A 21940-nucleotide genomic window follows, 5' to 3' on the forward strand; every position below is an offset into this window, starting at 1 on the left:
GCATGAACTTCAAGAACCTGGCTCTTTCACCGCGGCAGATCGTCGACGACATCGCGCTCTGCCTGGTCTTCTTCACCCGTCTGCCTCTGCCCGTCTTCGATTTCCGCGGCCGCAGCCTTGCCGCCGCGATCTGGGCCGCCCCCATCGCCGGCCTTGTCGTCGGTCTGATCGGCGCCATCGTCTTTGCCACTGCGGAACGGTTTGGCCTCGCCATGGGTCCGGCGGCCGCCCTCGCCCTCGTCGCAACAGTGCTCGCCACCGGCTGCCTGCATGAAGACGGCCTCTCCGACGTCGCCGACGGCTTTGGCGGCGGCAAATCGCGCGGCCGCAAACTCGAGATCATGCGCGACAGCCGCATCGGCGCCTACGGTGCCATGGCACTGGGCCTGTCGCTGCTGATCCGCTGGAGCGCGCTTTCGCAACTCGTCGACCCCACACAGGCGTTGTTCGCCCTGCTGGCCGCGCACGCGGCCTCGCGCGGCCTGCTTGGCGCCTTCATGCATCTCTTGCCCCCGGCGCGGATCGATGGCCTTTCGGCCGACGCCGGCACGGTCTCGCAGGAAACCGCCGTGGCCGGCGCCGTGCTCGGCGCGATCCCGCTGCTCCTGCTTGGGCTGGGCGGCGCCATCTTCGCGCTGATCCTGCTTGGCCTGCTGTTTGCCGCCTTCCGTGCCCTTTGCCTCAGCCAGATCGATGGCCAGACCGGCGACACGATCGGCGCCTTGCAGCAGGCGAGCGAGATCGCGGTGCTGCTCGTCGCTTCCGTGGCGCTTTCCTGATCCCTTGGCCTGATTCCCTTTCGGAGACTTTGCCCCCATGCCCTTCAAATCGCTTAGTGAATTGCGCGTCGCCTGCCTCGACCTGCCGGCCGGCAGCGACACTGCCGCCAATGCAGTTGCGCGCCGCCAGGACACGCTGACCAAGCCGCAAGGCAGCCTTGGCCGGCTGGAGACGATCGCCGCGTGGCTGGCGCGCTGGCAGGGCCGCGACATGCCAAAACTCGACCGCGTCAAAGTCTTCGTGTTCGCTGGCAACCATGGCGTCACCTCGCAAGGCGTGTCGGCCTATCCCTCGGAAGTCACCGTGCAGATGGTGGCCAATTTCGCCGGCGGCGGCGCCGCCATCAACCAGCTTGCCCGCATGGCCGGCGCTGAACTCGACGTCATCCCGCTCGATCTCGACCGTCCGACCGGCGATTTCACGCAAGTGCCGGCGATGGACGACAAGGCGTTTCTCGCCGCAGTATCGACCGGCTATGACGCGGTGACAAAAGATCTCGACCTCATCTGCTTCGGCGAAATGGGCATCGGCAACACCACGCCGGCGGCCGCCATTTCAGCCGCTCTGTTCGGCGGCGGTGCGGAAAAATGGACCGGGCGCGGCACCGGTGTCGACGACGCCGGCCTGAAGCGCAAGGTGGTCGCCATCGAAGCCGGCCTGAAGCGCCACGCCGCCACCCTCGCCGACCCGCTTGCTATCGCTGCCGCGCTCGGCGGCCGCGAACTCGCCGCCATCTTCGGCGCGACGCTGGCGGCCCGCCATCTGGGCATCCCCGTACTGCTCGACGGCTTCGTCTGCACCGCCGCCGCGGCCCCGCTGGCCAAGCTGCATCCGACCGGCCTCGCCCACACCATTGCCGCGCACGTCTCGGCCGAATCGGGCCATCGCGGCCTGCTCGAAGCGCTCGCCCTGCCGCCGCTGCTCGATCTCGGCATGCGGCTCGGAGAAGGCTCCGGCGCCTGCCTCGCCGTCAACATCGTCCGTTCAGCGCTGGAGTGCCATGCCCGCATGGCAAGTTTTGCCGAGGCTGGCGTTTCGGAGAAGTAATGCGCGGATCGCCTTGATGTACAAACCCTCATAAATTTTCGGAGCCCCAAAAACAGGGGAGTTCGCGATGTCCTTGCTCGGACTGAGTGAAATTTCAACCGCAAGAAGAGTCACCGGCGCCACTCGGCCTTTCTGCAGGCTCAACGAAGGGTATATTAGCAAGAAAGAATATATTAACGACTGTGATGCAGCCTTCCATACGAGGACGGGAAACGCCTCCTCATCGGACGTTCCAAACGCGCGCCCTCAAGCGCCGGGACGCTCGACCAATGCGGAGCAAACGCATGAGTGTCGAAGCAGCTCTCGAACTATTGCTGCGGTTGATTCATAGCCGAGCCATGAAGTTGGCGGCATTGCCGGAGGATGAAAGGGATATACACTACGATCTCATCCGGCGCGCATGTTGCGAAGCCGCCGAGCACATCGGGCAAACCCCCGACAAGGCAGCCATCACGGCAAACGATATGGTTGAGTTTGTCCGCGCACTGGTGGGAATCATCGAAGTGGGCTGTGGATCAGACCGAGGGTCAAGCACTGACCGGCCGCCGCCAGCACGACATTTTGGCAGCCGGGAGAATGGTATGACACGCGTCTAGAGCATGATGCGGAAAAGTGTGGGTGCCGGCCCAAAATATTTGGATATAGTGCGGACACGAACTTCCGCCTGCATCCGTCAGGGTCCCTCACCTCGTCCAACAAACTGATTTTGTTAGAATTTGGTGGGTGCGCACAGGATTGAACTGTGGACCCGCTGATTAAGAGTCAGCTGCTCTACCAACTGAGCTACGCACCCACTCGGCCGGCAAAAACCGGCGTTGGCGGGCATATAGCCGCCACCATCGGTCCTGTCCAGCCCTGCCGGAATCATTTCCCGACAAATCGACCAAGCAGGCGTTCGATCAGACGAAAAGCTTGCCCTCCGCCACCTTGATCGCATTGCCGCCGATGCGCGCCGAGGCCAGTTTTCCGCCTTGCACGGTCAGTTCGAGACGGATGCGCGATGGCCGGCCCATCTCCAGCCCCTGCTCGATCCACAGCTGCGAAATGCCGTCGGTCGGCGCGTCGAAATGCATGATGGCGCCGGCAAAAGCCGCTGCCGCCGAGCCGGTCGCCGGATCCTCATAGGAAGGCGTGCCAGGCACGATCATGCGCACATGGAAGGCGCTTTCGTGGTTCACCGTCTCGCGGCAGTAGACATAGGGGCTAGCGAAGGCCCACTCACTCTTGCGCGGCGCCAGTTCCGACCAGGCCTGGTTGTCCAGCCGGATGCGGCCCGCCGCCTCGAGATTGGCGACCGGAATGGTGACGTAGGGCACGCCCGCCGACCAGAACGCGACGCGGTGATTCTCGAAGCCGATCTCATGCGGCGTCAGCCCGAGGGCTGCACCGATCGCCTCCGGGTCGGCCTCGAGCTCCAGCGGCTCCGGCAGCTTCGCCAGGTCAAACTCGGCGAAGGTGTTGCCGTCGTGCTTGCTGACGGCGCAACGCACCGGGCCGATATTTTCTTCCAGCACGAAAATGCCGGCGCCGCCCTCCTCAGCCAGTTCGGCCAGCGCGATCGCGGCGCCTACCGTCGGATGGCCGGCGAATGGCATTTCATAGTCGGGCGTGAAGATGCGGATGCGGTTTTTGTGCTTGGGATTGTCCGGCGGCAGCACGAACACCGATTCGGACAGGTTGAACTCACGCGCGATGGCCTGCATCGCGGCCGTGTCCAATCCCTTGCTGTCCAGCACGACAGCCAAAGGATTACCGGCCAGTCGCTCGGTCGTAAACACATCGTAAAGCAAGTAATTCCGGGTTTTCATTCCTGCCTCAATCCAAACATGGGCGAAATTTAATTTGATATTTGAACCAGTAAGCCTGATCTGTGCACAGATAGGGACACTGCGCATTATAGGGGTCCAGCGTGGACCAGATTGTCAATCTGCCAAAGACGGAATCGGATTCCGCCATCGAGACGGCGCTCGGGCTCGACCAGACGGGGCGGCGCAAGTCGCGCCGGCGCGGCTGGCTCTATGCGCTGCTGGCGTTGATCGCGCTCGCTGCCGCGCTTGGCGTCTATCAGTGGTATGCCGGCTCGCCGGCCAGGATTGACTACACCACAGTGCCTGCCGCCAAGGCCGACCTCACCGTTGCGGTGTCGGCGACCGGCACGCTGCAGCCGCTCACCCAGGTCGACATTTCCAGCGAACTGTCCGGCATCATCCGCTCGGTCTCGGCCGAGGAGAACCAGCAGGTCAAGAAGGGTGACGTGCTGGCGACACTCGACACGGTGAAACTCGAAGTTCAGATCGAGCGCGCCGAAGCTTCGGCCAAGGCCGCCGCCGCCAACGTCGAGGACGCCACGGTTACGCTGACCGAAAACGAGAAGGCGCTGGTGCGCGCCGCCGAACTGACCAGGCGTGGCATGGCGACCGACCAGTCGCTTGAAGCAGCAACCGCCACGCGCGACCGTTCCAAGGCAGCGCTCGACAGTGCGCAGGCCAACCTCGCCATCGCCCAGGCCGACCTCAAGGCGCAGCAGACCGACCTTGCCAAGAGCACCATCTATGCGCCGATCGACGGCATCGTGCTGACGCGCTCGGTCGATCCCGGCCAGACGGTCGCCTCCTCCCTGCAGGCGCCGGTGCTGTTCATCATCGCCGCCGATCTTAGGAACATGGAACTTGTGGCGGCGGTCGACGAGGCCGACATCGGCGCGGTCAAGTCCGGCCAGCACGCCCGCTTCACCGTCGATGCCTTCCCGGAGCGGCCGTTCGATGCCGAGATCCGCGATATCTCCTATGCCTCCGTCACCACCGACGGCGTCGTCACCTACAATGCGCGGCTCGAGGTCGACAACAACGAGCTGTTGCTGCGGCCCGGCATGACCGCCACCGTTTCGGTCGTCACCAAGCAGGCCAAGGGCGTGCTCACCGTGCCGGCCACCGCCTTCCGCTATCGCCCTGCCCAGCAGGCCGCCCGCGGCTGGAGCCTGAGCGACCTGTTCACCGGCCGCATGGGCCGCCCCGGCGGCAATCGCCAGCGCCAGGCCGCCACAGTGCCCACCGACGGTTCGCGCACGCTCTACGTGCTGGAGAACGGGCGTCCGCACCCGGTCAACGTCAAGATCGGCTCCACCGACGGCGAACTGACCGAGATCCTTTCGGGACTGGACGAAGGCGCGCAAGTCATAACCGCGTCGCAGCAGCGGAGCTGATGCCGTGGCTGCGGGCGCGACCCTCATCACCTTCGACAAGGTCTGGAAAAGCTATGGCCAGGGCGAGGCCAAGGTGCATGCGCTGGCGGGCGTCGACCTTGCGATCGGGCGCGGCGAATTCGTCGCCATCATGGGTCCGTCCGGCTCCGGCAAGTCGACGGCGATGAACATCATCGGCTGCCTCGACACGCCGACGGCCGGAACCTATTCCTTCATGGGCATCGACGCCGGCCGCCTCGACCGCAACCGCCGTGCCATGCTGCGCAACCTCTATGTCGGCTTCGTTTTCCAGGGTTACAATCTGCTGGCCCGCACCACGGCGGCCGAAAATGTCGAACTGCCGCTGATCTATCGCGGCGTCGCCGCGCGCGAGCGCCGCGACCTTGCCATGCAGGCGTTGGCGGAGGTCGGCCTTGTCGGCCGCGAGCACCACACGCCGGCAGAACTCTCCGGCGGACAGCAGCAGCGCGTGGCGATCGCACGCGCCATCGTCACCCGCCCGACCTTGCTCGTCGCCGACGAGCCGACCGGCAATCTCGACACCGCGCGCACGCACGAGATCATGGAGCTGCTGACCCGGCTCAACACCGAGCTTGGCCTGACCATCGCCATGGTCACGCATGAGGCTGATGTCGCCGAATATGCCGAGCGCACCATCCGCTTCCTCGACGGCCACGTCGCCTCGGACACCGCGAACCTGGAAATGGCAGAACCATGATCTGGGAAACCGTCCGCCTCTCACTCCGCTCGATCCGCCGCAACGTGCTGCGCTCGTTCCTGACCTTGCTCGGCATCGTCATCGGCGTTGCCGCCGTCATCGCCATGCTCACCATCGGCTCCGGCACCACGCAAAAGGTCAAGGCCGACATCTCCAAGCTCGGCAGCAATCTGCTGGTGGTCCGCTCAGGCCGTCCGGCCGGCCCAGGCGCTCCGGGCGGGCTCGATCAGGCGGTGCGTCCGCTGGCCGAAAAGGACCTGGCGGCGCTGGTTGCGCATCTCAGCGGTGCCCGCGCGATTTCGCCGGCCTCGCAAAAGCAGGTTCGGGTCATCTTCGGCACGGAGAGCCTGACCTCGGGCGTCACCGGCACCGACAGCGCCTATCTCGATGCGCGCGACTGGAAGCTGGTGTCGGGCCGTCCGTTCAGCGATTCCGAAACCCGCTCAGGCACCGGCGTGTGCCTGATCGGCGAGACGGTGCGCCAGCAATTCTTCGGCGCCGGCGATCCGGAGGGCGAGATCATCCGCGTCAACCGCACCTCCTGCAAGATCATCGGCCTGCTCGAGCCCAAGGGCTATACCGGCTTCGGCCAGGACCAGGACAATGTCGTGCTGATGCCGCTGCATGCCTATCAGCGCCGCATCGCAGGCAACCGCGACATCGACAACATCTACATCGCCGCCGATGACCGAACGCCGACCAGCGAGTTGCAGCCGCGCGTCGAGGACATTTTGCGCGATGCACGCCGCATCACGCCGGACCGCGAAAGCGATTTCGCCATCCGCGACATGACCCAGATCGCCGACGCCATGGCCAGCGCCACCACCACCATGACCGGCATGCTGGGCGCGGTCGCTGGCGTCAGCCTGCTGGTCGGCGGCATCGGCATCATGAACATCATGCTGGTGTCGGTCACCGAGCGCACCCGCGAGATCGGCATCAGGCTCGCAATCGGCGCGCATGAAAAGCACATCCTCATCCAGTTCCTGGTCGAGGCGACGGTGCTGTCGCTGCTCGGCGGTATCATCGGTATCCTGATTGGCCTGGGGCTGGCCGGCTTCGCCTCCGCGATGCTGACCATCCCCTTCTCGCCGAGCCCGGCGGTCATCCTGCTCGCCGTCGGTTTCTCGGCGCTAATCGGCATGGTGTTCGGCTTCTTCCCGGCGCTGCGCGGCGCCAGGCTCGATCCGATCGACGCGCTCAGGCACGAGTAAGCCCAGGCCAACTCCGCCAAAGCGACCCCCATCCACAACCTTGGATGCTTGCTGACAACGCTGTCGCAGTCCGATCAACGACCGGTCAAAGCTGTTCCACGCACGGACGACTTCATGACCGTCCCTCGCCCGTGCCCAGCGTGACGAGAAGCTCGTCCAACTGCTCGAACTGCTCGTCCATCGCATCCGCCGCCCCGGTGCCGGCAGCGTCGAGAGCTTCTTTCGAGGGATAGAGTTCGTGCAGGACCAGCAGCGTCTTGCCACCTTTTTCCTCGAAGGTCACCGTGGTGACGGGGCCACCGTCACCACCTTCGTCATTGGTCCAGACCAGGCGCGAGTGCGGTGTCACTTCGATATACCTACCGAAGAACTCGGCAGCGTTTGAGGCATCGTGGCCGAACACCAAGCGGTACCCGCCCCCGACACGAACATCCATCTCGCAGGAACGCAGGAACATGCCCATCGACTTCGGCGCCCACCACCGTTTGAACAGCTCGGGCTTGGTCCACGCCTCGAAAACGATGCGCGCCGGACCGTTGAAGGTTCGCGTAACGACGAGCTCACGCTCAGACTTCCGTTCCACCGTCGTGCGGTTCTTCATAGGGCTGGGCTTGCTATCTCTTCTTTCGTCCATCGACTTTCTCCTTCCGTTTCAATTCCTCGACAACCTTGTCCAACTCGTCGAAGCGTGCGTCCCAGAGCCGACGGTGCCTCTCGATCCATGCCGCCTCTTCCTCCAGTCCGTGTAGGCCGAGCTTGCAGGTCCGCACGCGCCCGACCTTCTCCGTAGTGACGAGCCCCGCCTGCTCCAAGACGCCGACATGCTTCTTCATGCCCGTGAGGGTCATGTGGAATTTCTCGGCAAGCTCCGTGATCGAAGCGTCCGAACGGCCGAGCTGCTCCAGAACGCCGCGTCGGGTGGCGTCCGAGAGCGCGGCGAACGAGGCATCTAAGCGGATCCGAGAATACTGAACCATATGGTTCAGTATTAGCAGACGGATTGGCGGTATGCAAGGGGAGGCCCAGCGCGCGCTGCATTGCCGGCGGCCTTCACTGCCAAACCGACCTCATTTCGATGCAGATTCGATCGACTCGGCGATCCCCAGGCTTTAAGGCAAAGATATCTCTGGTCGGGGCGAATAACGCATGAGCAAGAAGGCGCGACTGATCCTGGCGATGGTCATCATCGAGGCCTTCCTCGCAGGCCTCTGGTGGTATCTCGCCCGCTACGGCATGGCCAATCCCGATCGCGTCACAGCCGATTTCCAGGCAGTCGTCGGCCAGACCATGGGAATGGCGATGGGCGGCTTGCTCGGCATCGGCTTCATCTTGTTCCTCGTCGCCGCCCGCAACGATCGCAACGCGGCGCAGAACAAGACGCGCCCTTAATTCCCGTTTGCGAAATGCCACTCGATCAGCGGCTTCATGTGCGCCGAGAGCCCATCCGGCAGGTCTGCCGCATGGCGGATGATCACCGGCCCCTCGATCTCCGGCTCGGTCTCGGTGGCGACGAAGGCCGAGACGCGCCGGGCGATCTCGTCGGCGGGGGCCGTCTGGTGATAGCGGCGGAAGATCACCGTGCCGCTGTTGGTCGACAGGGCATGCCAGCGCTTGCCGCGTTCAGCGCCTGACAGGTCGAGACCGGTTTCCTCGCGCACCTCGCGGATCATGTTGAAATCGACGTCGACCAGTCCGTCGCGAAAATCGACAGGCTCGAACGAGCCGGCGGCGAAATAGACGCTGCCGGCGTTCACCGTGTGCGGCCCCATGCGGATCGCCACCAGCGCATTGTCGCCGGCCACCAGCATGGCATGGGAATAGGCATGCTCGGCGCCCGAATTCTCGCGCCGTTTTCGCCACAGCATGAAGGTCGAGTAGTTGACCGCATGGCAGCGGCCGACGAGACGGCTGTCGCGGTAGGCTAGTTGCGACAGCAGCACCACCATGCCGTCGAACAGCGCCGGATTGGCAGCGATTTCGTGCTGCCAGTTCTCGGCGATCGCCGCTGCATTGTCCCTTGCGAAAGGGTGCGGACCGGGATCGAGCCGGACGTCGATGTCGTCGACCGGCAGGATGACATTGCGGGGCAGGTCGAAGCTCATCTCGCGCTCTAACGCAGCTCAGGCCATATCCAGGGTGATGGCCACCGGACAATGGTCCGATGCCTTCGGCCGGTCCCAGCCGGCGCGCGGAAAGCGCTCCACTTCCTGCCCCGGCGGAAAGATGGTGCGCCAGGGCTGGCCATTGCGAACGATGTCGGGAACAGCCGTTGCGTTGCTGGCAGCGAGCCCCTTCGACAGCAGGATGTAGTCGAGCTGGCACAGATGCCGCTCTTCCGGTCCGCGCGTGTGGTAAAAACTCCAGCGGTTCATCTCCGGCCGCCGCTCGACGACATTTTCGCAGAAGCCGCCTGCCGTCAGCACGTTGATGCAGGACAGGGCTTCGTCGACCACCTCGAAGCGATAGCCGTCGATCGCGTCGCCGGCCACCTTCACGCGCTGGCGGTAATCGTTCATGTCGCCGCAGATCGCCCAGCGTTTGTCGGCGGCCCCACTTTTGTCAGCGGTGTCCCCACCGAAGCGCTCCTCGATGATGCGGCGCACGGCCTGCGCCTCTGCGATGCGCACCGGCATCGTCGCCTCGCGCCCGTCAAGCCCGTTGCGCGGCGAGCCCATCGACTTGAAGTGCACGAGGTAGAGCGTCAGCGGCACACCGCCCACGGTAACGTCGATCTCCAGGCAGTCGCGCCGGAAAATGCGCTCATTGGCCTGATTGCCCAGTGCCTCGAGTTCCGGCGTGTGCAGCCCGAACTGCTCGTAGGTGACATAGGCGTGGCTGGTCATGCGCACGAATTCGATCGGCTGGCCCTGCGCGGTCTCATTGCGCATCATCACGGCCACGTCGATCCCGCGCGAATCATTGCCCGATGTGGTGTATTTCTGCCGGTAGCCCTGCCCCACCATCTTGAAAAGATAGCCATATTCGAAGGCCTTCAGCGCCTCGATGTTGTCGACCTCCTGCATGCAGATGATGTCGGCCCGGGTGGCAGCGATTGCCAGCGCCGTCAGTTGGCGCGTGTCGTCGGACTGGGCGATGGCGCGGGCCTGCTCCAGCATCCTGTATTCCGCCTCGCTCTGGATATCGAACAGCGCCAGCGTTCGATCCTCGTTGAGCTGGTTGCGATAGCCGGAAAAATCGAACCTGTTCATCAGGTTCTCGACGTTGAAGGTGGCAAGGCGCAGCGACATGTCATGACCTTTGCCCGCAAGTGCTTCGGAAAACAAGCGCGCAGGACCACCATCTGAGATCGATTGGTCCTGGGTACGTTCGCGTCATGGTTGACGGAACCTTTCCGTTCATCCGCCGTTCAGATGCAAACATCCATTGTTGCCCCATTCCTCGGGTGGGCGTGGGGCCTGTAACTCTTGGAGAGTGCAATGAATTCGCTCTTTTCTTCCACGGTCAAATCGGGGCTGATAGCCCTTGGTATCCTCTCCGGCATCACGGCACCGTCCGCCGCCGGGCCGATCATGCAGCCGGACATGTCTATCCCCACCAGCACGGCGGCGCCGAATGTCACGCCGGTCCGCGACAGTTGGGCCGGCGGCAACAACCGCCAGTTCAACAACGACAATTGGAGATGGCGCCGATCGGGCAATTGGAACGGCGGCCGTCGACACTGGAACGGTGGCGGCGGTAACTGGAATGGCGGAGACGACTGGCGTTGGCGCCATCATCGCCATCATTATCGCGGCGGCCGTTACTACGATGATGGCGCGAGTGCCGCGATTTTGGGCCTTGGCCTGGGGCTCGGCCTCGGCAGCATGTATAACAACTATGACTACTATGACCGGCCGGCGCCGCGCCGCTACTACCGCGCGGGACGGCTTTCCAGCGCTCATGTCCAATGGTGCTACAACCGCTACCGGTCGTACCGGGCCTACGACAATACCTTCCAGCCCTATAACGGCCCGCGCCAGCAGTGCTATTCACCCTATCGATGAACTGGCCTGCAGCTGAGCTGACCGACAAAATGAAAAAACGGCGCCACATGGCGCCGTTTTTTGTTCACGAAAGCTGCTGTTTTCGAGCGCTTGTGAATTTCGCTTAGTTCTTGGCCTTGTCGACCAGCTTGTTCTTGGAAATCCACGGCATCATCGCCCGCAGCTTGGCGCCGACTTCCTCGATCTGGTGGCTGTCATTGTTGCGGCGGATGCCCTTGAAGCGCGACATGCCGGCGCGATATTCCTGCATCCATTCCGAGGTGAACTTGCCGGTCTGGATATCCTTCAGCACGCGCTTCATCTCGGCCTTGGTCTCGGCGGTGATGATGCGCGGACCCGAGACATATTCGCCCCATTCGGCGGTGTTCGAGATCGAGTAGTTCATGTTGGCGATGCCGCCTTCATAGATCAGGTCGACGATCAGCTTGACCTCGTGCAGGCACTCGAAATAGGCCATTTCAGGCGCGTAGCCGGCTTCCACCAGCGTCTCGAAGCCAGCCCGGATCAGCTCGACCAGACCGCCGCACAGCACGACCTGCTCGCCGAACAGGTCGGTCTCGCATTCCTCGCGGAAATTGGTCTCGATGATGCCCGAACGGCCGCCGCCGACGCCACAGGCGTAGGACAGCGCCAGGTCGAGCGCATTGCCCGAGGCATCCTGGTTGACGGCGACCAGGCAAGGCACGCCGCCGCCCTTCTGGTATTCGCCGCGCACCGTGTGGCCGGGCCCCTTCGGGGCGATCATGACGACGTCGACCGTCGACTTCGGCTCGATCAGGCCGAAATGCACGTTGAGGCCATGCGCGAAGGCGATAGCGGCACCATCGCGGATGTTCGGCGCGATCTCGTTTTTGTAGATGTCGGCCTGCAGTTCGTCCGGGGTTGCCATCATCATCAGGTCGGCCCATTTGGCGGCGTCCGCCACGCTCATCACCTTGAGCCCGTCGGCCTCGACCTTCTTGGCGGTCGCCGAGCCGGCCTTGAGGCCGATGGCGATCTCCTTGGCGCCGGAATCCTTGAGGTTGAGCGCATGCGCCCTGCCCTGGCTGCCGTAGCCGATGATGGCGACCTTCTTGCCCTTGATCAGATTGAGATCGGCATCACGATCGTAATAGACGCGCATTTTGTCTTCCTTCCCGTTTTTACAAATCAGAGGCCCTGCGGCCCGGTTTTTGCTCCATGAAGAGCGAGAAACTGCTGCGTCGCCCGCGCGGCATCGCCGCCGATCGCCGCCTCAGTCAATTCCAGCCGGTCGCCGAGCAGCAGACGGATCTGCACATCGCGGGCGACCAGCCCGAAAAAGGTGCGGAACGCCGTCTCGGCGTCCGCGAAATCCAAATGCCCGGTTCGTCGGCCGGCCTCAAGCACCGGCTTCAGCCGTTTGGCCAATGCGAAGCGGCCGTTCTCCAGCACCACGGCACCGAGATTGTCCTTGCCGGAACCGGCATGACTGACCGCCACCCGATTGAGCGCGATTGATGTGTCGCTCGAAATCACCTTGAGCCAATCCGAGGCAAAGCGCTCAAGGCTTGCGGTCAGCGAGGCAAGATCGAGCCCCTTGCCGTCGACCGGCGCCACCCGCACTTTCGAAGCCTGCCACTGCACAGTCGCCGTCAGCAGCCCGTCGCGGTCGCCGAACCATTTGTAGAGCGTTTCCTTGGAGCAGCTCGCGCGGCGCGCCACGGCGGTCATGGTCAATTGGTCGCCCTCCTCGACCAGCAGCCGCAACGCGGCGTCGAGCACGGCCTTCTGCCGCTCCGTCAGCGCTTCGCTGGTGTCGATGTCGGGCACGCTGTGCAACACGCTCTTCTCTCGGTAGGCAAGGTCAGCCGGTCACTGGGGCAAGCCGTACCGTACGTTACGGTTCGGCATATTGCGCATTCCGAGGCCGCACGCAAGAGGAGGAGAGCAAAATATCTGTAAAGTGGATGGGCGTTGGCGCGACAAGCCTCGCTCAATCGCTGGCTGGCGGATGGCGCAGCCGGCCAAGCAGTGCCGAGACCATGGTCAATTCATCCGCCGAGAGTTTGGCGCCTACCAGTTCGGCGATCGAGCGCCCGTAGACAGCCCACATCTGGCGCCGTGTCTCTCGCCCTTTGGCCGCGATGCGGATGGTTTGGCCACGGCCGTCATCGGCCACCGGCAGTTTCTCGACAAGCCCATCGGCCTCGAGCCGGGCCAGCAGGCGCGAAATGTTGTATTGCGCGAACAGCGTGCGCTCGATGAGCTGGAACGGCCGCAGCCCGTCCTCGCCCGCCTCGGCGAGCTCATGCAGCACATCGTACCAGGCAAGCGGTGGCAGACCGGCGGTCTTCAACGCCTCTTCGGCGCTCTCCATCAGTTGGCGCGATACGCGCATCAGGCGAGCCCAGGCCTTGATGGCTTCGGGCGAAGGCGTGGCTCTCTCGGTCATGGCGCAGCCTTAGACGATAGATGCAGTTGCATCAAGCTTGACGATTAATGCATGCGCATCTACATAGATGCAATTGCATTAACCTTGGAAAGCCGATCCGATGAAACACGAAATCTGCAAACGCGCCGACAAGCTCATTCTCGTCAGCCATCACCTCTGCCCCTATGTGCAGCGCGCCGCGATATCGCTGGCCGAAAAGGGCGTGCCCTTCGAGCGCGTCGATATCGACCTCGCCAACAAGCCGGACTGGTTCAAGGCGATCTCGCCGCTCGGCAAGGTGCCGCTGCTGCGCGTGCAGCGAAACGGCGAGGAAACGGTGATCTTCGAATCGGCCGTCATCCTCGAATTCCTCGAAGAGACGCAAGCCAATCCCCTCCACCCTGCCGACCCCTACGCCCGTGCCCGGCATCGCGCCTGGATCGAGTTCGGTTCGGCAACCCTCAACGCCATAGGCCGGTTCTATTCGGCCTCGACGGACGCCGGCTTCCTGGCCGAATCCAGCGCGCTGTCCGCCATGTTCGATCGTCTCGAAGCCGAGTTGGCGGACGAGCCTGGCGGCCCCTGGTTCGCCAGCAAGCACTTTTCGCTGGTCGACGCCGTTTACGGTCCGGTCTTCCGCTATCTCGATGCCTTCGACCGGATCGGTGATTTCGGCATCCTTGACGGCAAACCGCTCGTCCGAGCCTGGCGCAAAGCCTTGAGTGAACGCCCGTCGATCAAGCACGCCGTTGCGCCGGACTACCCGCAGCGCCTGCATGCCTTCCTGCAAGCCAGGGGATCGTACCTTTCAGGCCTCATCCAGCAAAACGATCCAGCCACCGCGCTTCGACCAGCCCTATCCGCTTGAACGGATCGATCACCGTACCGGCCACCATCGAGGCGAGAAACTGCGGCGCCGGCGGGATTTTTGCCACCGTCGCCACCAGCCGGTCGCGGATGAAGGGCAACGCCGCCGAATCCGACTGGTAGAACGGCGTGAATGCCAGCGACAGCGCCTGGAAGATGCGGACATGCCAGCGCCGCGCCCTCACATAGGCTTCCAGTGCCGCCTCCACATTTGGCGCCCGCGCCAGCGCATGGCTGAGCGCGGCGGCGTCGAGCAGCGCCATGTTGGCCCCTTGCCCGAGCTGCGGGCTGGTCGAGTGCGCCGCGTCGCCGATGATGGCCAGCCGCCGCCCAACCGGCCGCTTCATCGTGTGGTGGCCATAGCGCGCCAACGAGAGCTGGTCGAAACTGTCGATCTGGCTAGTATACGCCTCGCTCTGCGGCCATAGCCGGACCACCCTCTCCTTCCAGGCATTCAGTCCCCGGACGCGCACCTCATCGGCGTCCGACGGCTTCAGGCTCCAGAAGAAGGCCGCCATCTTTTCAGCACCCGGCTGTGGCCGGCCGATCGGCAGCACGCCGATCATCACGCTCGCCCTGTCATAGCGTTGCAGCAGCGCGTGCTCATCGAAACCGTCGCCGCGCCAACCAAGCGAGGCCCAGAACGCGCCATAGGTGAGCGCTCTTGGCTCGCCTGGAGTGCTTGCGCGGCGCAGTTTCGAGCGCGAACCGCTGGCGTCGATGACGAGGTCGAACGGCCCTGCCCTTCGTCCGTTGCCGCATATCAGCGTCGGCCGTTCGCCAGTCTCCAAGGCCTCGATCTCAACATCGATTTCGATGGCGATCGCTTCGCGCTGCGTCGCGCGGAAGAGCACGCCAAACAAGGCCGCCCGGTGCACCGCCAGCCCGAAGCGGCCACCGCGTTGCGCATCGTAGCGGACATCGAGCACGGTACGGCCGCTCGTGGCATCGGCGCCATGCAGGCGGTCGATGCGAGCGCCCAGCGCCAGTATGTCATCAAGCAAGCCGAGATCGGCCAGGACCGTCAGCCCTGTCGGCTGCAGGATCAGCCCGGAGCCCACCGGCTTCGGCTCATCGAAGCGCTCGAAGACCGTGACCCGATGCCCGGCGCCCTTGAGATAGAGCGCCATGGCCAGCCCCGCCGGCCCGGCGCCTGCTATTGCGATGTCGTAGGAAATGCCATGCCCCCAAGCCGAACTGGGGGACAATCCTTCAGCAGCCCGACGAAATCAAGCCGCACCCCGGGGCTTTAGCGGTCGTTCAAGCCTGGGCCTAGCGGGCGTTCAAGCCTGGGACGCATCAAAATCGGCGCGCGCTGCGCGCACCGCATCATGGTTGAGTTCGGCCCACAGGATCAATTGATGAAAGGCGCCGAACATAGAGCGCCCGAGATCGGTCAGGCTGTATTCGACGCTCGGTGGTTTGGTCGGGAACACCTCACGATGCACATAGCCATCGCGCTGAAGATCGTACAGCGTCTGGGTCAGCATGCGCTGCGAAATGTCGGGCACAAGGCGCCGCAACTCGCCGAAGCGATAGGGTTTTTCAGCCAGCGCCATCATCAGCAGCGATCTCCATTTGCCGCTCACCCCCTGGATGACCTCGCGAACCGGACAATTGGCAATATTGCCGCCGCCGGAGATGGCCTTGTAGACCTCCAACTTCGATTTCAGATTGATGACCTTGCCGTCCATGGCTGGTTCCCTGCGTGTGCCTACCTCCCGAAAAACTGCCTTCTTTACGGCACCAGGTCAATTCCTATTTTAGTGCTGGTCTCTTTTTGAGACCATCGCTCGAACCGCCCTAGCGGCGCAACGTCAGGATCTTCCATGACCGAAACCCTTCTCGTTACAGGCGCCTCGGGCCAGCTCGGCCGCGGCGTCATCAACTATCTCTTGGACACGCACAAAGTTCCACCGGCAAACATCATCGCCACCACACGCAATCCAGAAAGCGTGGCCGATCTGGCGGTGCGCGGCGTCGTTGTCAGGGCCGCCGACTTCAACGACGCGGCTTCGCTGGAAACCGCATTCGAGGGCGCCGACAAGGTGCTGATCATTTCGACCGGGGATCTCGATCTCAAAAGCGGCAGGCGCCTGAAGCAGCACGAAAACGCCGTTGCCGCAGCCAAAAACGCCGGCATTTCGCATCTGCTTTACACCTCGATGCCCAATCCGGAGCCGGTGTCGCCGGTCCTGTTTGCCGACGACCACTACAGCACCGAGCAGGCCATTAAGGCGAGCGGCATTCCCTACACGATCTTCCGCAACGGCTGGTACCAGGAGAACCTGTTCCTGGGGCTGCCACACGCCATCGCCTCGGGACACTGGTATACGTCCGCCGGCGACGGCCGCGTTGCGCCTGGTGCGCGCGACGACATGGCAGCAGCGATCGCCGCCGGCCTCGCTGCCGTTTCGAACGAAAGCAAGACCTACACCTTGACCGGCCCGCAGGCCTACACCACGGCCGAGATTGCCGCCCTGGTAAGCGAGGTCACCGGCAAGCCGCTCGATGTCGTCCAGGTTTCGGATGAAGCCTTGACCGAAGGCGTGAAGGCATCAGGCGTTCCCGAGGATTTCGCTGAGGTGGTCGTATCCTTCGACGCCAACACGCGCGCCGGCCGCATCGCCATGGTGACCGACGCGATCGAGACGCTTTCCGGCAGGACGCCAAAGACGTTGAAGCAGTTCCTCGAGGCGAACAAGGTCGCCCTGGCCGGCTGAAGCGGAGTGACATGGACTGTGCCGTGAGGCATGGTCCATTCGCCGATCCGCAAGAAACATGCCTAGATCGCCACCTGCGTGCCGATCTCCACCACGCGACCGGTCGGGATCTGAAAGTACTCCGTTGCATCGGCGGCCGTGCGCGCCAGGCCGATGAACAGCCGGTCCTGCCACACCGGCATGCCGGAATTGGGCGAGGCCTTGAGCGAACGCCGCGACAGGAAGAACGAGGTCGTCATGATGTCGAATTTCCAGCCCTGCTTGCGGCAGATCGCCAGCGCGCGCGGGATGTTGGGCTGCTCCATGTAGCCGAAGGTCAACGTTACCCGCATGAACAGCTCGTTGACCGTCTCCATCTTGACCCGGTCGCTGTCGGGCACCACCGGCTGCGGCGCGGTCACCACCGAAAGGATGACGTTCTGCTCGTGCAGCACCTTGTAGTGCTTCAGGCTGTGCATCAGCGCGGTTGGAGCGCTCAAGGGATCACTGGTCAGGAACACGGCGGTGCCTGACACCAGTTGCGGCTTCTTCTTCAACAGATTGCCTGCGAGAAAATCGAGCGGGATCTCGTTGCGGCGGGTCTTGTCGAACAGATAGCGGCTGCCGCGCACCCAGGTCCACATGGCCAGCACGATGGTGAAGGCAACGGCCAGCGATGCCCAGCCGCCCTCGAACACCTTGACGATGTTGGAGGCAAAGAAGCCGACGTCGATGAAGCCGAACAGCGCCGTCAGCGAGACTGCCAGCCACAGCTTCCATTTCCAGATCCGCGTCATCACTACGAACAACAGCACGGTGGTCACCAGCATGTTGCCGGTCACCGAGATGCCGTAGGCCGACGCCAGTTTGCTGGACTCACCGAAGCCGACGACCAGCATCATCACCACCAGCGCCAGCAGGAGATTGACGCGCGGCATGTAGATCTGGCCGGACTGCTTCTCCGACGTGTGCAGGATTTCCAGGCGCGGCAGCATGTTGAGCTGCACCGCCTGCCTGGTCAGCGAGAAGGCGCCCGAGATCACCGCCTGGCTGGCGATGACGGTGGCGGCGGTGGCCAGCACGACCATCGGGATCAGCGTCCAGCCTTCGTTCATCTCGAAGAAAGGATGGCCGACGACGCCGTTCTTGGCCAACACGAAAGCGCCCTGCCCGGCATAGTTGAGCAGCAGGCACGGAAACACGACCCACAGCCAGGCCAGCACGATCGGCTTGCGGCCGAAATGGCCGAGATCGGCATAGAGCGCTTCCGCACCGGTCACGGCGAGGAAGATGGCGCCGATGGTCACGAAAGCGACGTCGGGCGAATTGATCAGGAAGGCGACGATGTAGTGCGGGCTCACCGCCCAAAGGATTTCCGGATCGGCGATGATGTGGTTGAGCCCGGAAAGGCCAATGGCCAGGAACCACACCGCCGTCACCGGGCCGAACACCAATCCTACCCCGCCCGTGCCAAAGCGCTGCACCGCGAACACCATGGCAAGAATAACCAGTGTCAGCGGCACGACATAGGGCTGGAAGGTCGGCGTGACTACATTCATGCCCTCAACCGCCGACAGCACCGATATCGCCGGCGTGATGACGGCATCACCGAAGAAAAGCGATGCCCCGACGATGCCGATGCCGAGCATCAGCGCCGAGCGCTTGGGGAAACTGCCGCGCGCCAGCGCCATCAGCGACAGCACTCCGCCCTCGCCGCGGTTGTTCGCCCGCAACACGAACATGATGTATTTGATGGTGACGATGATGGTCAGCGACCAGATGATCAACGACAAAACGCCCAGAATATCGCCGCGCTGGGCGACTTCTCCGCCCGACGACGCCACCAGCGCCTCGCGAAAGGCGTAGATCGGGCTGGTGCCGATATCCCCATAGACGACACCGAGCGCGCCCAGCATCAGAACCTTGGTGCTGTGCTGTTCGACTTCCGAATGGCTCGATTGTTCGACGGGTTCTGCCTCACTACCAGTATTGGTAAGGGCCATGGACGACACTCCGATAAGCGCGCGGTGCTCTACGCTTGCTGCAATGCAATATCAAGTGCCGTCGCGTAATGGCAGCCATGTCTGCCACGCGAGGCTCGCCGGAAATCCTTCGACTGATGGGCATTCGCAGGTTCGAACCACGCTACCGAAAAGCCCCACCGACGGACCGCACGCTCGTCGATCAGATCGCCACCTGCGTGCCGATCTCCACCACGCGCCCGGTCGGGATCTGAAAGTACTCCGTCGCGTCGGCCGCCGTGCGCGCCAGGCCGATGAACAACCGGTCCTGCCACACCGGCATGCCGGAATTGGGCGAGGCCTTGAGCGAACGCCGCGACAGGAAGAACGAGGTCGTCATGATGTCGAACTTCCAGCCCTGCTTGCGGCAGATCGCCAGCGCGCGCGGGATATTGGGCTGCTCCATGTAGCCGAAGGTCAGCGTCACCCGCATGAACAGCTCGTTGACCGTCTCCATCTTGACCCGTTCGCTGTCGGGCACCACCGGCTGCGGTGCGGTCACCACCGAAAGGATGACGTTCTGCTCATGCAGCACCTTGTAGTGCTTCAGGCTGTGCATCAGCGCGGTTGGTGCGCTGAGCGGATCGCTGGTCAGGAACACGGCGGTGCCGGACACCAGTTGCGGCTTTTTCTTCAACAGATTGCCTGCGAGAAAATCGAGCGGGATCTCGTTGCGGCGGGTCTTGTCGAACAAATAGCGGCTGCCGCGTATCCACGTCGACATGACCAAACCCATGACGCAGGCAACGGTAATCGATACCCAGCCGCCTTCGAAGATCTTCACGACGTTTGCCAGGAAGAAGCCGCTATCGATAATGCCGAACAGCAGTGCCAGTGCCAGGGCCAGAGCCAGCTTCCATTTCCATAGCTTGCGCATCACCACGAACAGCAAGATTGTCGTCATCAGCATTTCGCCGGTCACCGAGATACCATAGGCGGAGGCGAGCAAACTCGAACTGCCGAAGCCGACGACCAGCAGCATCACCCCCAACGCGATGAGCAAGTTGACGCGCGGCATGTAGATTTGCCCGAGTTGCACTTCGGACGTGTGCTGCACCTCGATGCGCGGCAGAAGATTCAGTTGAACCGCTTGGCGAGTCAGCGAAAAAGCGCCAGAAATTACCGCCTGGCTGGCGATGACGGTCGCGGCGGTGGCCAGACCGACCATCGGCATCAGCGCCCAGTCCGGCAGCATCTGGAAGAACGGATTGGTGGGCCTGCCACCATTTGCGAGGACGAAGGCGCCTTGCCCAAAATAGTTCAGCAGCAGGCAGGGAAACACGATCGCCAGCCACGCGAGCACGATCGGCTTGCGTCCGAAATGGCCCAGATCGACATAGAGCGCCTCCGCCCCGGTCACCGCGAGGAACACCGCTCCGACCGTGACGAACGCTGCAGTCGGTGTGCCGACCAGATAGGCTACCGCATAATATGGATTGATCGCCAGCAGTACCGACGGGTCGTCCATCAGGTGATAGACTCCGGCGACGCCAATGGCCAGGAACCACAACGCAGTCACCGGACCGAACACTGCCGCAACCTTACCGGTGCCGAACCGTTGCACCGAGAACAGGATGGCCAGAATAACCAAGGTGATGGGCACGACATAGGCATCCAATGTCGGGGTCACCACCTCCAGGCCTTCGACCGCCGATAGCACGGAGATGGCCGGCGTAATGATCGCATCACCGAAAAACAGCGCCGCGCCGCAGAGCCCGATCCCGAGAATGAGTCGCGCGCCCTTTGGATAGGCGCTGCGTGCAAGCGCCATCAAGGACAGTGTACCACCCTCGCCCTTGTTGTCAGCGCGCAGCACGAAGGCGACATATTTGATGGTAACGATGATGGTCAGCGCCCAGACGATCAGCGACAGAACACCCAAGACATCACCGCGTGTATCCGTGCCCGGAGAAGCATGAAGCGCCTCGCGGAAGGCGTAGATCGGGCTGGTGCCGATATCGCCATACACCACACCCAACGCACCAAGCATCAGAATCTTGGTGCTATGCTGCTCGACCTCGGGATGGCCCGACACGACGGTTTCGGCGTCGCTATGGCTACTGGCAAGTGCCATGAACCACTCTCCGGTAGGCGTGCGGTGCACTTAGCATGCTGCGACACGATATCAATTGCACACGATGGCTGCCATGCTTTGCTGTGCCAAGCTCAACCCCTACCACCCGCAGGCTTTGAGGAACCGACCCACCGTGCCGGCCATGCCATACTCCAACGCGTCGGCTGTCAACCCATGTCCGATCGACACTTCGGCCAATGCCGGAATGCGCTTGGCAAGTGCCGGCAGATTGCTGACCACCAGATCGTGCCCGGCATTGACCTGGAGCCCGGCGGCAAGCGCCGCGTCGGCGGTTTTTCCCAGTCTTTCCAGCTCCTTGGCCGCTTTGGCGGAATCTGTGTGATAGCTGCCATATGGACCCGTATAGAGCTCGATGCGGTCGGCGCCGACATCGCGGGCGGCCGCCACCCAATCGGGGTCGGGATCGGAAAACAGCGACACGCGAAAGCCCCCCTTTTTCAGACGCTTGACGATCGGTGTGAGGAACGCGGCCTGGGTGGCGAAGTTCCAGCCATGGTCCGATGTCGCCTGGGCGGGATCGTCCGGCACCAAGGTCACTTGTTCAGGCTGATGCTTTTCCACAAGCAACAGGAAATCCTCGGTCGGATAGCCCTCGATGTTGAATTCCGCGCGCGGAAACTCGTCGTCGATCAGCGACCGGATCTCAGGCAGATCGGAGTGTCTTGTGTGCCGCTCGTCGGGGCGTGGATGCACCGTCAGCCCATGCGCCCCGGCTGACAGCGCAATGCGGCCGAGGCCGGTGACGCTGGGCCAAGGCAGGTCGCGCCGATTGCGCAGCATGGCGATGGCATTGAGGTTGACGGAGAGCTTTGCAGGCATGCGGGCGGCCTCGGAGTTCATTCGACGCGCCCACCTATAATGCCTTTGAGGGGAACAGTAATGCCTTTGGTGGAACAGA

Annotated in this window: 23 protein-coding genes and 1 tRNA gene; 10 read left to right on the forward strand and 14 right to left on the reverse strand. The window is 63.2% G+C overall.

All coding sequences use genetic code 11. The features are described 5' to 3' along the window. The first annotated feature begins 2 nt into the window (after window positions 1-2). The 3 genes from cobS to LB558_RS12570 all read left to right on the forward strand — a co-directional run bounded on the left by cobS (window position 3) and on the right by LB558_RS12570 (window position 2423). A complete protein-coding gene (cobS, locus tag LB558_RS12560) occupies window positions 3-779 on the forward strand; it encodes an adenosylcobinamide-GDP ribazoletransferase (protein ID WP_224697840.1) in 777 nt (258 codons plus the stop codon). A 37-nt stretch (window positions 780-816) separates the two neighbouring features. Further along, the gene (gene cobT / locus LB558_RS12565; RefSeq protein WP_224697841.1) at window positions 817-1827 is read left to right on the forward strand and encodes a nicotinate-nucleotide--dimethylbenzimidazole phosphoribosyltransferase; all 1011 of its coding nucleotides are present in this window, start codon (window positions 817-819) and stop codon (window positions 1825-1827) included. 284 nt (window positions 1828-2111) lie between these two features. After that, window positions 2112-2423, forward strand: a complete 312-nt coding sequence (locus LB558_RS12570) for a hypothetical protein (protein ID WP_224697842.1) — start codon at window positions 2112-2114, stop codon at window positions 2421-2423. Between the two features lie 121 nt (window positions 2424-2544). On the opposite strand, the gene LB558_RS12575 is transcribed toward LB558_RS12570, so the two are convergent. Both LB558_RS12575 and LB558_RS12580 read right to left on the reverse strand, forming a co-directional pair. Then, window positions 2545-2620 (reverse strand) — tRNA-Lys (locus tag LB558_RS12575). Window positions 2621-2726: 106 nt separating this feature from the next. Then, window positions 2727-3635 carry a PhzF family phenazine biosynthesis protein gene (locus LB558_RS12580; protein ID WP_224697843.1) on the reverse strand — a complete coding sequence of 303 codons (909 nt, stop codon included), beginning with the start codon at window positions 3633-3635 and terminating at the stop codon, window positions 2727-2729. A gap of 101 nt (window positions 3636-3736) precedes the next feature. On the opposite strand from LB558_RS12580, the gene LB558_RS12585 reads away from it, so the two are divergent. From LB558_RS12585 to LB558_RS12595, 3 genes are read left to right on the forward strand one after another with little or no spacing between them, the layout of a single operon-like run. Beyond that, window positions 3737-5029: an efflux RND transporter periplasmic adaptor subunit gene (locus tag LB558_RS12585; protein WP_224697844.1), complete on the forward strand. Its 1293-nt coding sequence runs from the start codon at window positions 3737-3739 to the stop codon at window positions 5027-5029. 4 nt (window positions 5030-5033) lie between these two features. After that, entirely contained in the window at window positions 5034-5747 is a 714-nt protein-coding gene (locus tag LB558_RS12590; protein WP_224697845.1) for an ABC transporter ATP-binding protein, read from the forward strand. Beyond that, window positions 5744-6961, forward strand: a complete 1218-nt coding sequence (locus LB558_RS12595) for an ABC transporter permease (protein WP_224697846.1) — start codon at window positions 5744-5746, stop codon at window positions 6959-6961. Before LB558_RS12590 ends, LB558_RS12595 begins: the two co-directional genes overlap by 4 nt. A gap of 112 nt (window positions 6962-7073) precedes the next feature. On the opposite strand, the gene LB558_RS12600 is transcribed toward LB558_RS12595, so the two are convergent. Together LB558_RS12600 and LB558_RS12605 are read right to left on the reverse strand one after the other, a co-directional pair. Then, the gene (locus LB558_RS12600; protein WP_224697847.1) at window positions 7074-7595 is read right to left on the reverse strand and encodes an SRPBCC family protein; all 522 of its coding nucleotides are present in this window, start codon (window positions 7593-7595) and stop codon (window positions 7074-7076) included. Then, window positions 7576-7938 (reverse strand): ArsR/SmtB family transcription factor, encoded by a 363-nt coding sequence (locus LB558_RS12605; RefSeq protein ID WP_183451130.1) that lies wholly within the window; start codon window positions 7936-7938, stop codon window positions 7576-7578. The genes LB558_RS12600 and LB558_RS12605 overlap by 20 nt, the downstream gene beginning before the upstream one ends. A 169-nt stretch (window positions 7939-8107) precedes the next feature. Here LB558_RS12605 and LB558_RS12610 point away from each other — a divergent pair, with 169 nt between their 5' ends. Continuing rightward, complete coding sequence (locus LB558_RS12610; RefSeq protein WP_224697848.1) at window positions 8108-8350, forward strand: hypothetical protein; 243 nt, start codon at window positions 8108-8110, stop codon at window positions 8348-8350. Here LB558_RS12610 and LB558_RS12615 read toward each other — a convergent pair. Together LB558_RS12615 and LB558_RS12620 are read right to left on the reverse strand one after the other, a co-directional pair. Next, a complete protein-coding gene (locus LB558_RS12615; protein ID WP_224697849.1) occupies window positions 8347-9063 on the reverse strand; it encodes a hypothetical protein in 717 nt (238 codons plus the stop codon). The genes LB558_RS12610 and LB558_RS12615 overlap by 4 nt on opposite strands. 18 nt (window positions 9064-9081) lie before the next feature. Beyond that, entirely contained in the window at window positions 9082-10209 is a 1128-nt protein-coding gene (locus LB558_RS12620; RefSeq protein WP_224697850.1) for an endonuclease/exonuclease/phosphatase family protein, read from the reverse strand. A gap of 189 nt (window positions 10210-10398) precedes the next feature. Here LB558_RS12620 and LB558_RS12625 point away from each other — a divergent pair, with 189 nt between their 5' ends. After that, entirely contained in the window at window positions 10399-10965 is a 567-nt protein-coding gene (locus LB558_RS12625) for a BA14K family protein (RefSeq protein ID WP_224697851.1), read from the forward strand. 103 nt (window positions 10966-11068) lie between these two features. Here the strand turns inward: LB558_RS12625 and ilvC are convergent, their stop codons facing one another. From ilvC to LB558_RS12640, 3 genes are all read right to left on the reverse strand, one after another. Next, window positions 11069-12088, reverse strand: coding sequence for a ketol-acid reductoisomerase (gene ilvC / locus LB558_RS12630; protein ID WP_013531065.1), 1020 nt, complete (start codon window positions 12086-12088; stop codon window positions 11069-11071). 26 nt (window positions 12089-12114) lie between these two features. Further along, on the reverse strand, window positions 12115-12768 hold the full coding sequence (locus tag LB558_RS12635) for a TetR/AcrR family transcriptional regulator (protein ID WP_224697852.1): 654 nt from the start codon (window positions 12766-12768) through the stop codon (window positions 12115-12117). 151 nt (window positions 12769-12919) lie between these two features. Next, window positions 12920-13378 (reverse strand): MarR family winged helix-turn-helix transcriptional regulator, encoded by a 459-nt coding sequence (locus LB558_RS12640; RefSeq protein WP_224697853.1) that lies wholly within the window; start codon window positions 13376-13378, stop codon window positions 12920-12922. Between the two features lie 100 nt (window positions 13379-13478). On the opposite strand from LB558_RS12640, the gene LB558_RS12645 reads away from it, so the two are divergent. Further along, window positions 13479-14225 (forward strand): glutathione S-transferase family protein, encoded by a 747-nt coding sequence (locus tag LB558_RS12645; RefSeq protein ID WP_224697854.1) that lies wholly within the window; start codon window positions 13479-13481, stop codon window positions 14223-14225. On the opposite strand, the gene LB558_RS12650 is transcribed toward LB558_RS12645, so the two are convergent. Together LB558_RS12650 and LB558_RS12655 are read right to left on the reverse strand one after the other, a co-directional pair. Continuing rightward, complete coding sequence (locus tag LB558_RS12650) at window positions 14173-15354, reverse strand: FAD-dependent oxidoreductase (protein WP_263495247.1); 1182 nt, start codon at window positions 15352-15354, stop codon at window positions 14173-14175. The genes LB558_RS12645 and LB558_RS12650 overlap by 53 nt on opposite strands. 153 nt (window positions 15355-15507) lie before the next feature. After that, window positions 15508-15918 carry a winged helix-turn-helix transcriptional regulator gene (locus LB558_RS12655; RefSeq protein WP_013531060.1) on the reverse strand — a complete coding sequence of 137 codons (411 nt, stop codon included), beginning with the start codon at window positions 15916-15918 and terminating at the stop codon, window positions 15508-15510. A 135-nt stretch (window positions 15919-16053) separates the two neighbouring features. On the opposite strand from LB558_RS12655, the gene LB558_RS12660 reads away from it, so the two are divergent. Further along, window positions 16054-16947, forward strand: coding sequence for an SDR family oxidoreductase (locus tag LB558_RS12660; protein ID WP_224697856.1), 894 nt, complete (start codon window positions 16054-16056; stop codon window positions 16945-16947). 62 nt (window positions 16948-17009) lie between these two features. Here the strand turns inward: LB558_RS12660 and LB558_RS12665 are convergent, their stop codons facing one another. From LB558_RS12665 to LB558_RS12675, 3 genes are all read right to left on the reverse strand, one after another. After that, window positions 17010-18929 carry a potassium transporter Kup gene (locus LB558_RS12665; protein WP_224697857.1) on the reverse strand — a complete coding sequence of 640 codons (1920 nt, stop codon included), beginning with the start codon at window positions 18927-18929 and terminating at the stop codon, window positions 17010-17012. Window positions 18930-19110: 181 nt separating this feature from the next. After that, entirely contained in the window at window positions 19111-21021 is a 1911-nt protein-coding gene (locus LB558_RS12670) for a potassium transporter Kup (RefSeq protein WP_224697858.1), read from the reverse strand. A gap of 99 nt (window positions 21022-21120) precedes the next feature. Then, entirely contained in the window at window positions 21121-21861 is a 741-nt protein-coding gene (locus LB558_RS12675) for a pyridoxine 5'-phosphate synthase (RefSeq protein WP_224698034.1), read from the reverse strand. Window positions 21862-21940: the final 79 nt, after the last annotated feature.

The organism is Mesorhizobium sp. CO1-1-8, assembly GCF_020164875.1.
GTDB lineage: Bacteria > Pseudomonadota > Alphaproteobacteria > Rhizobiales > Rhizobiaceae > Mesorhizobium.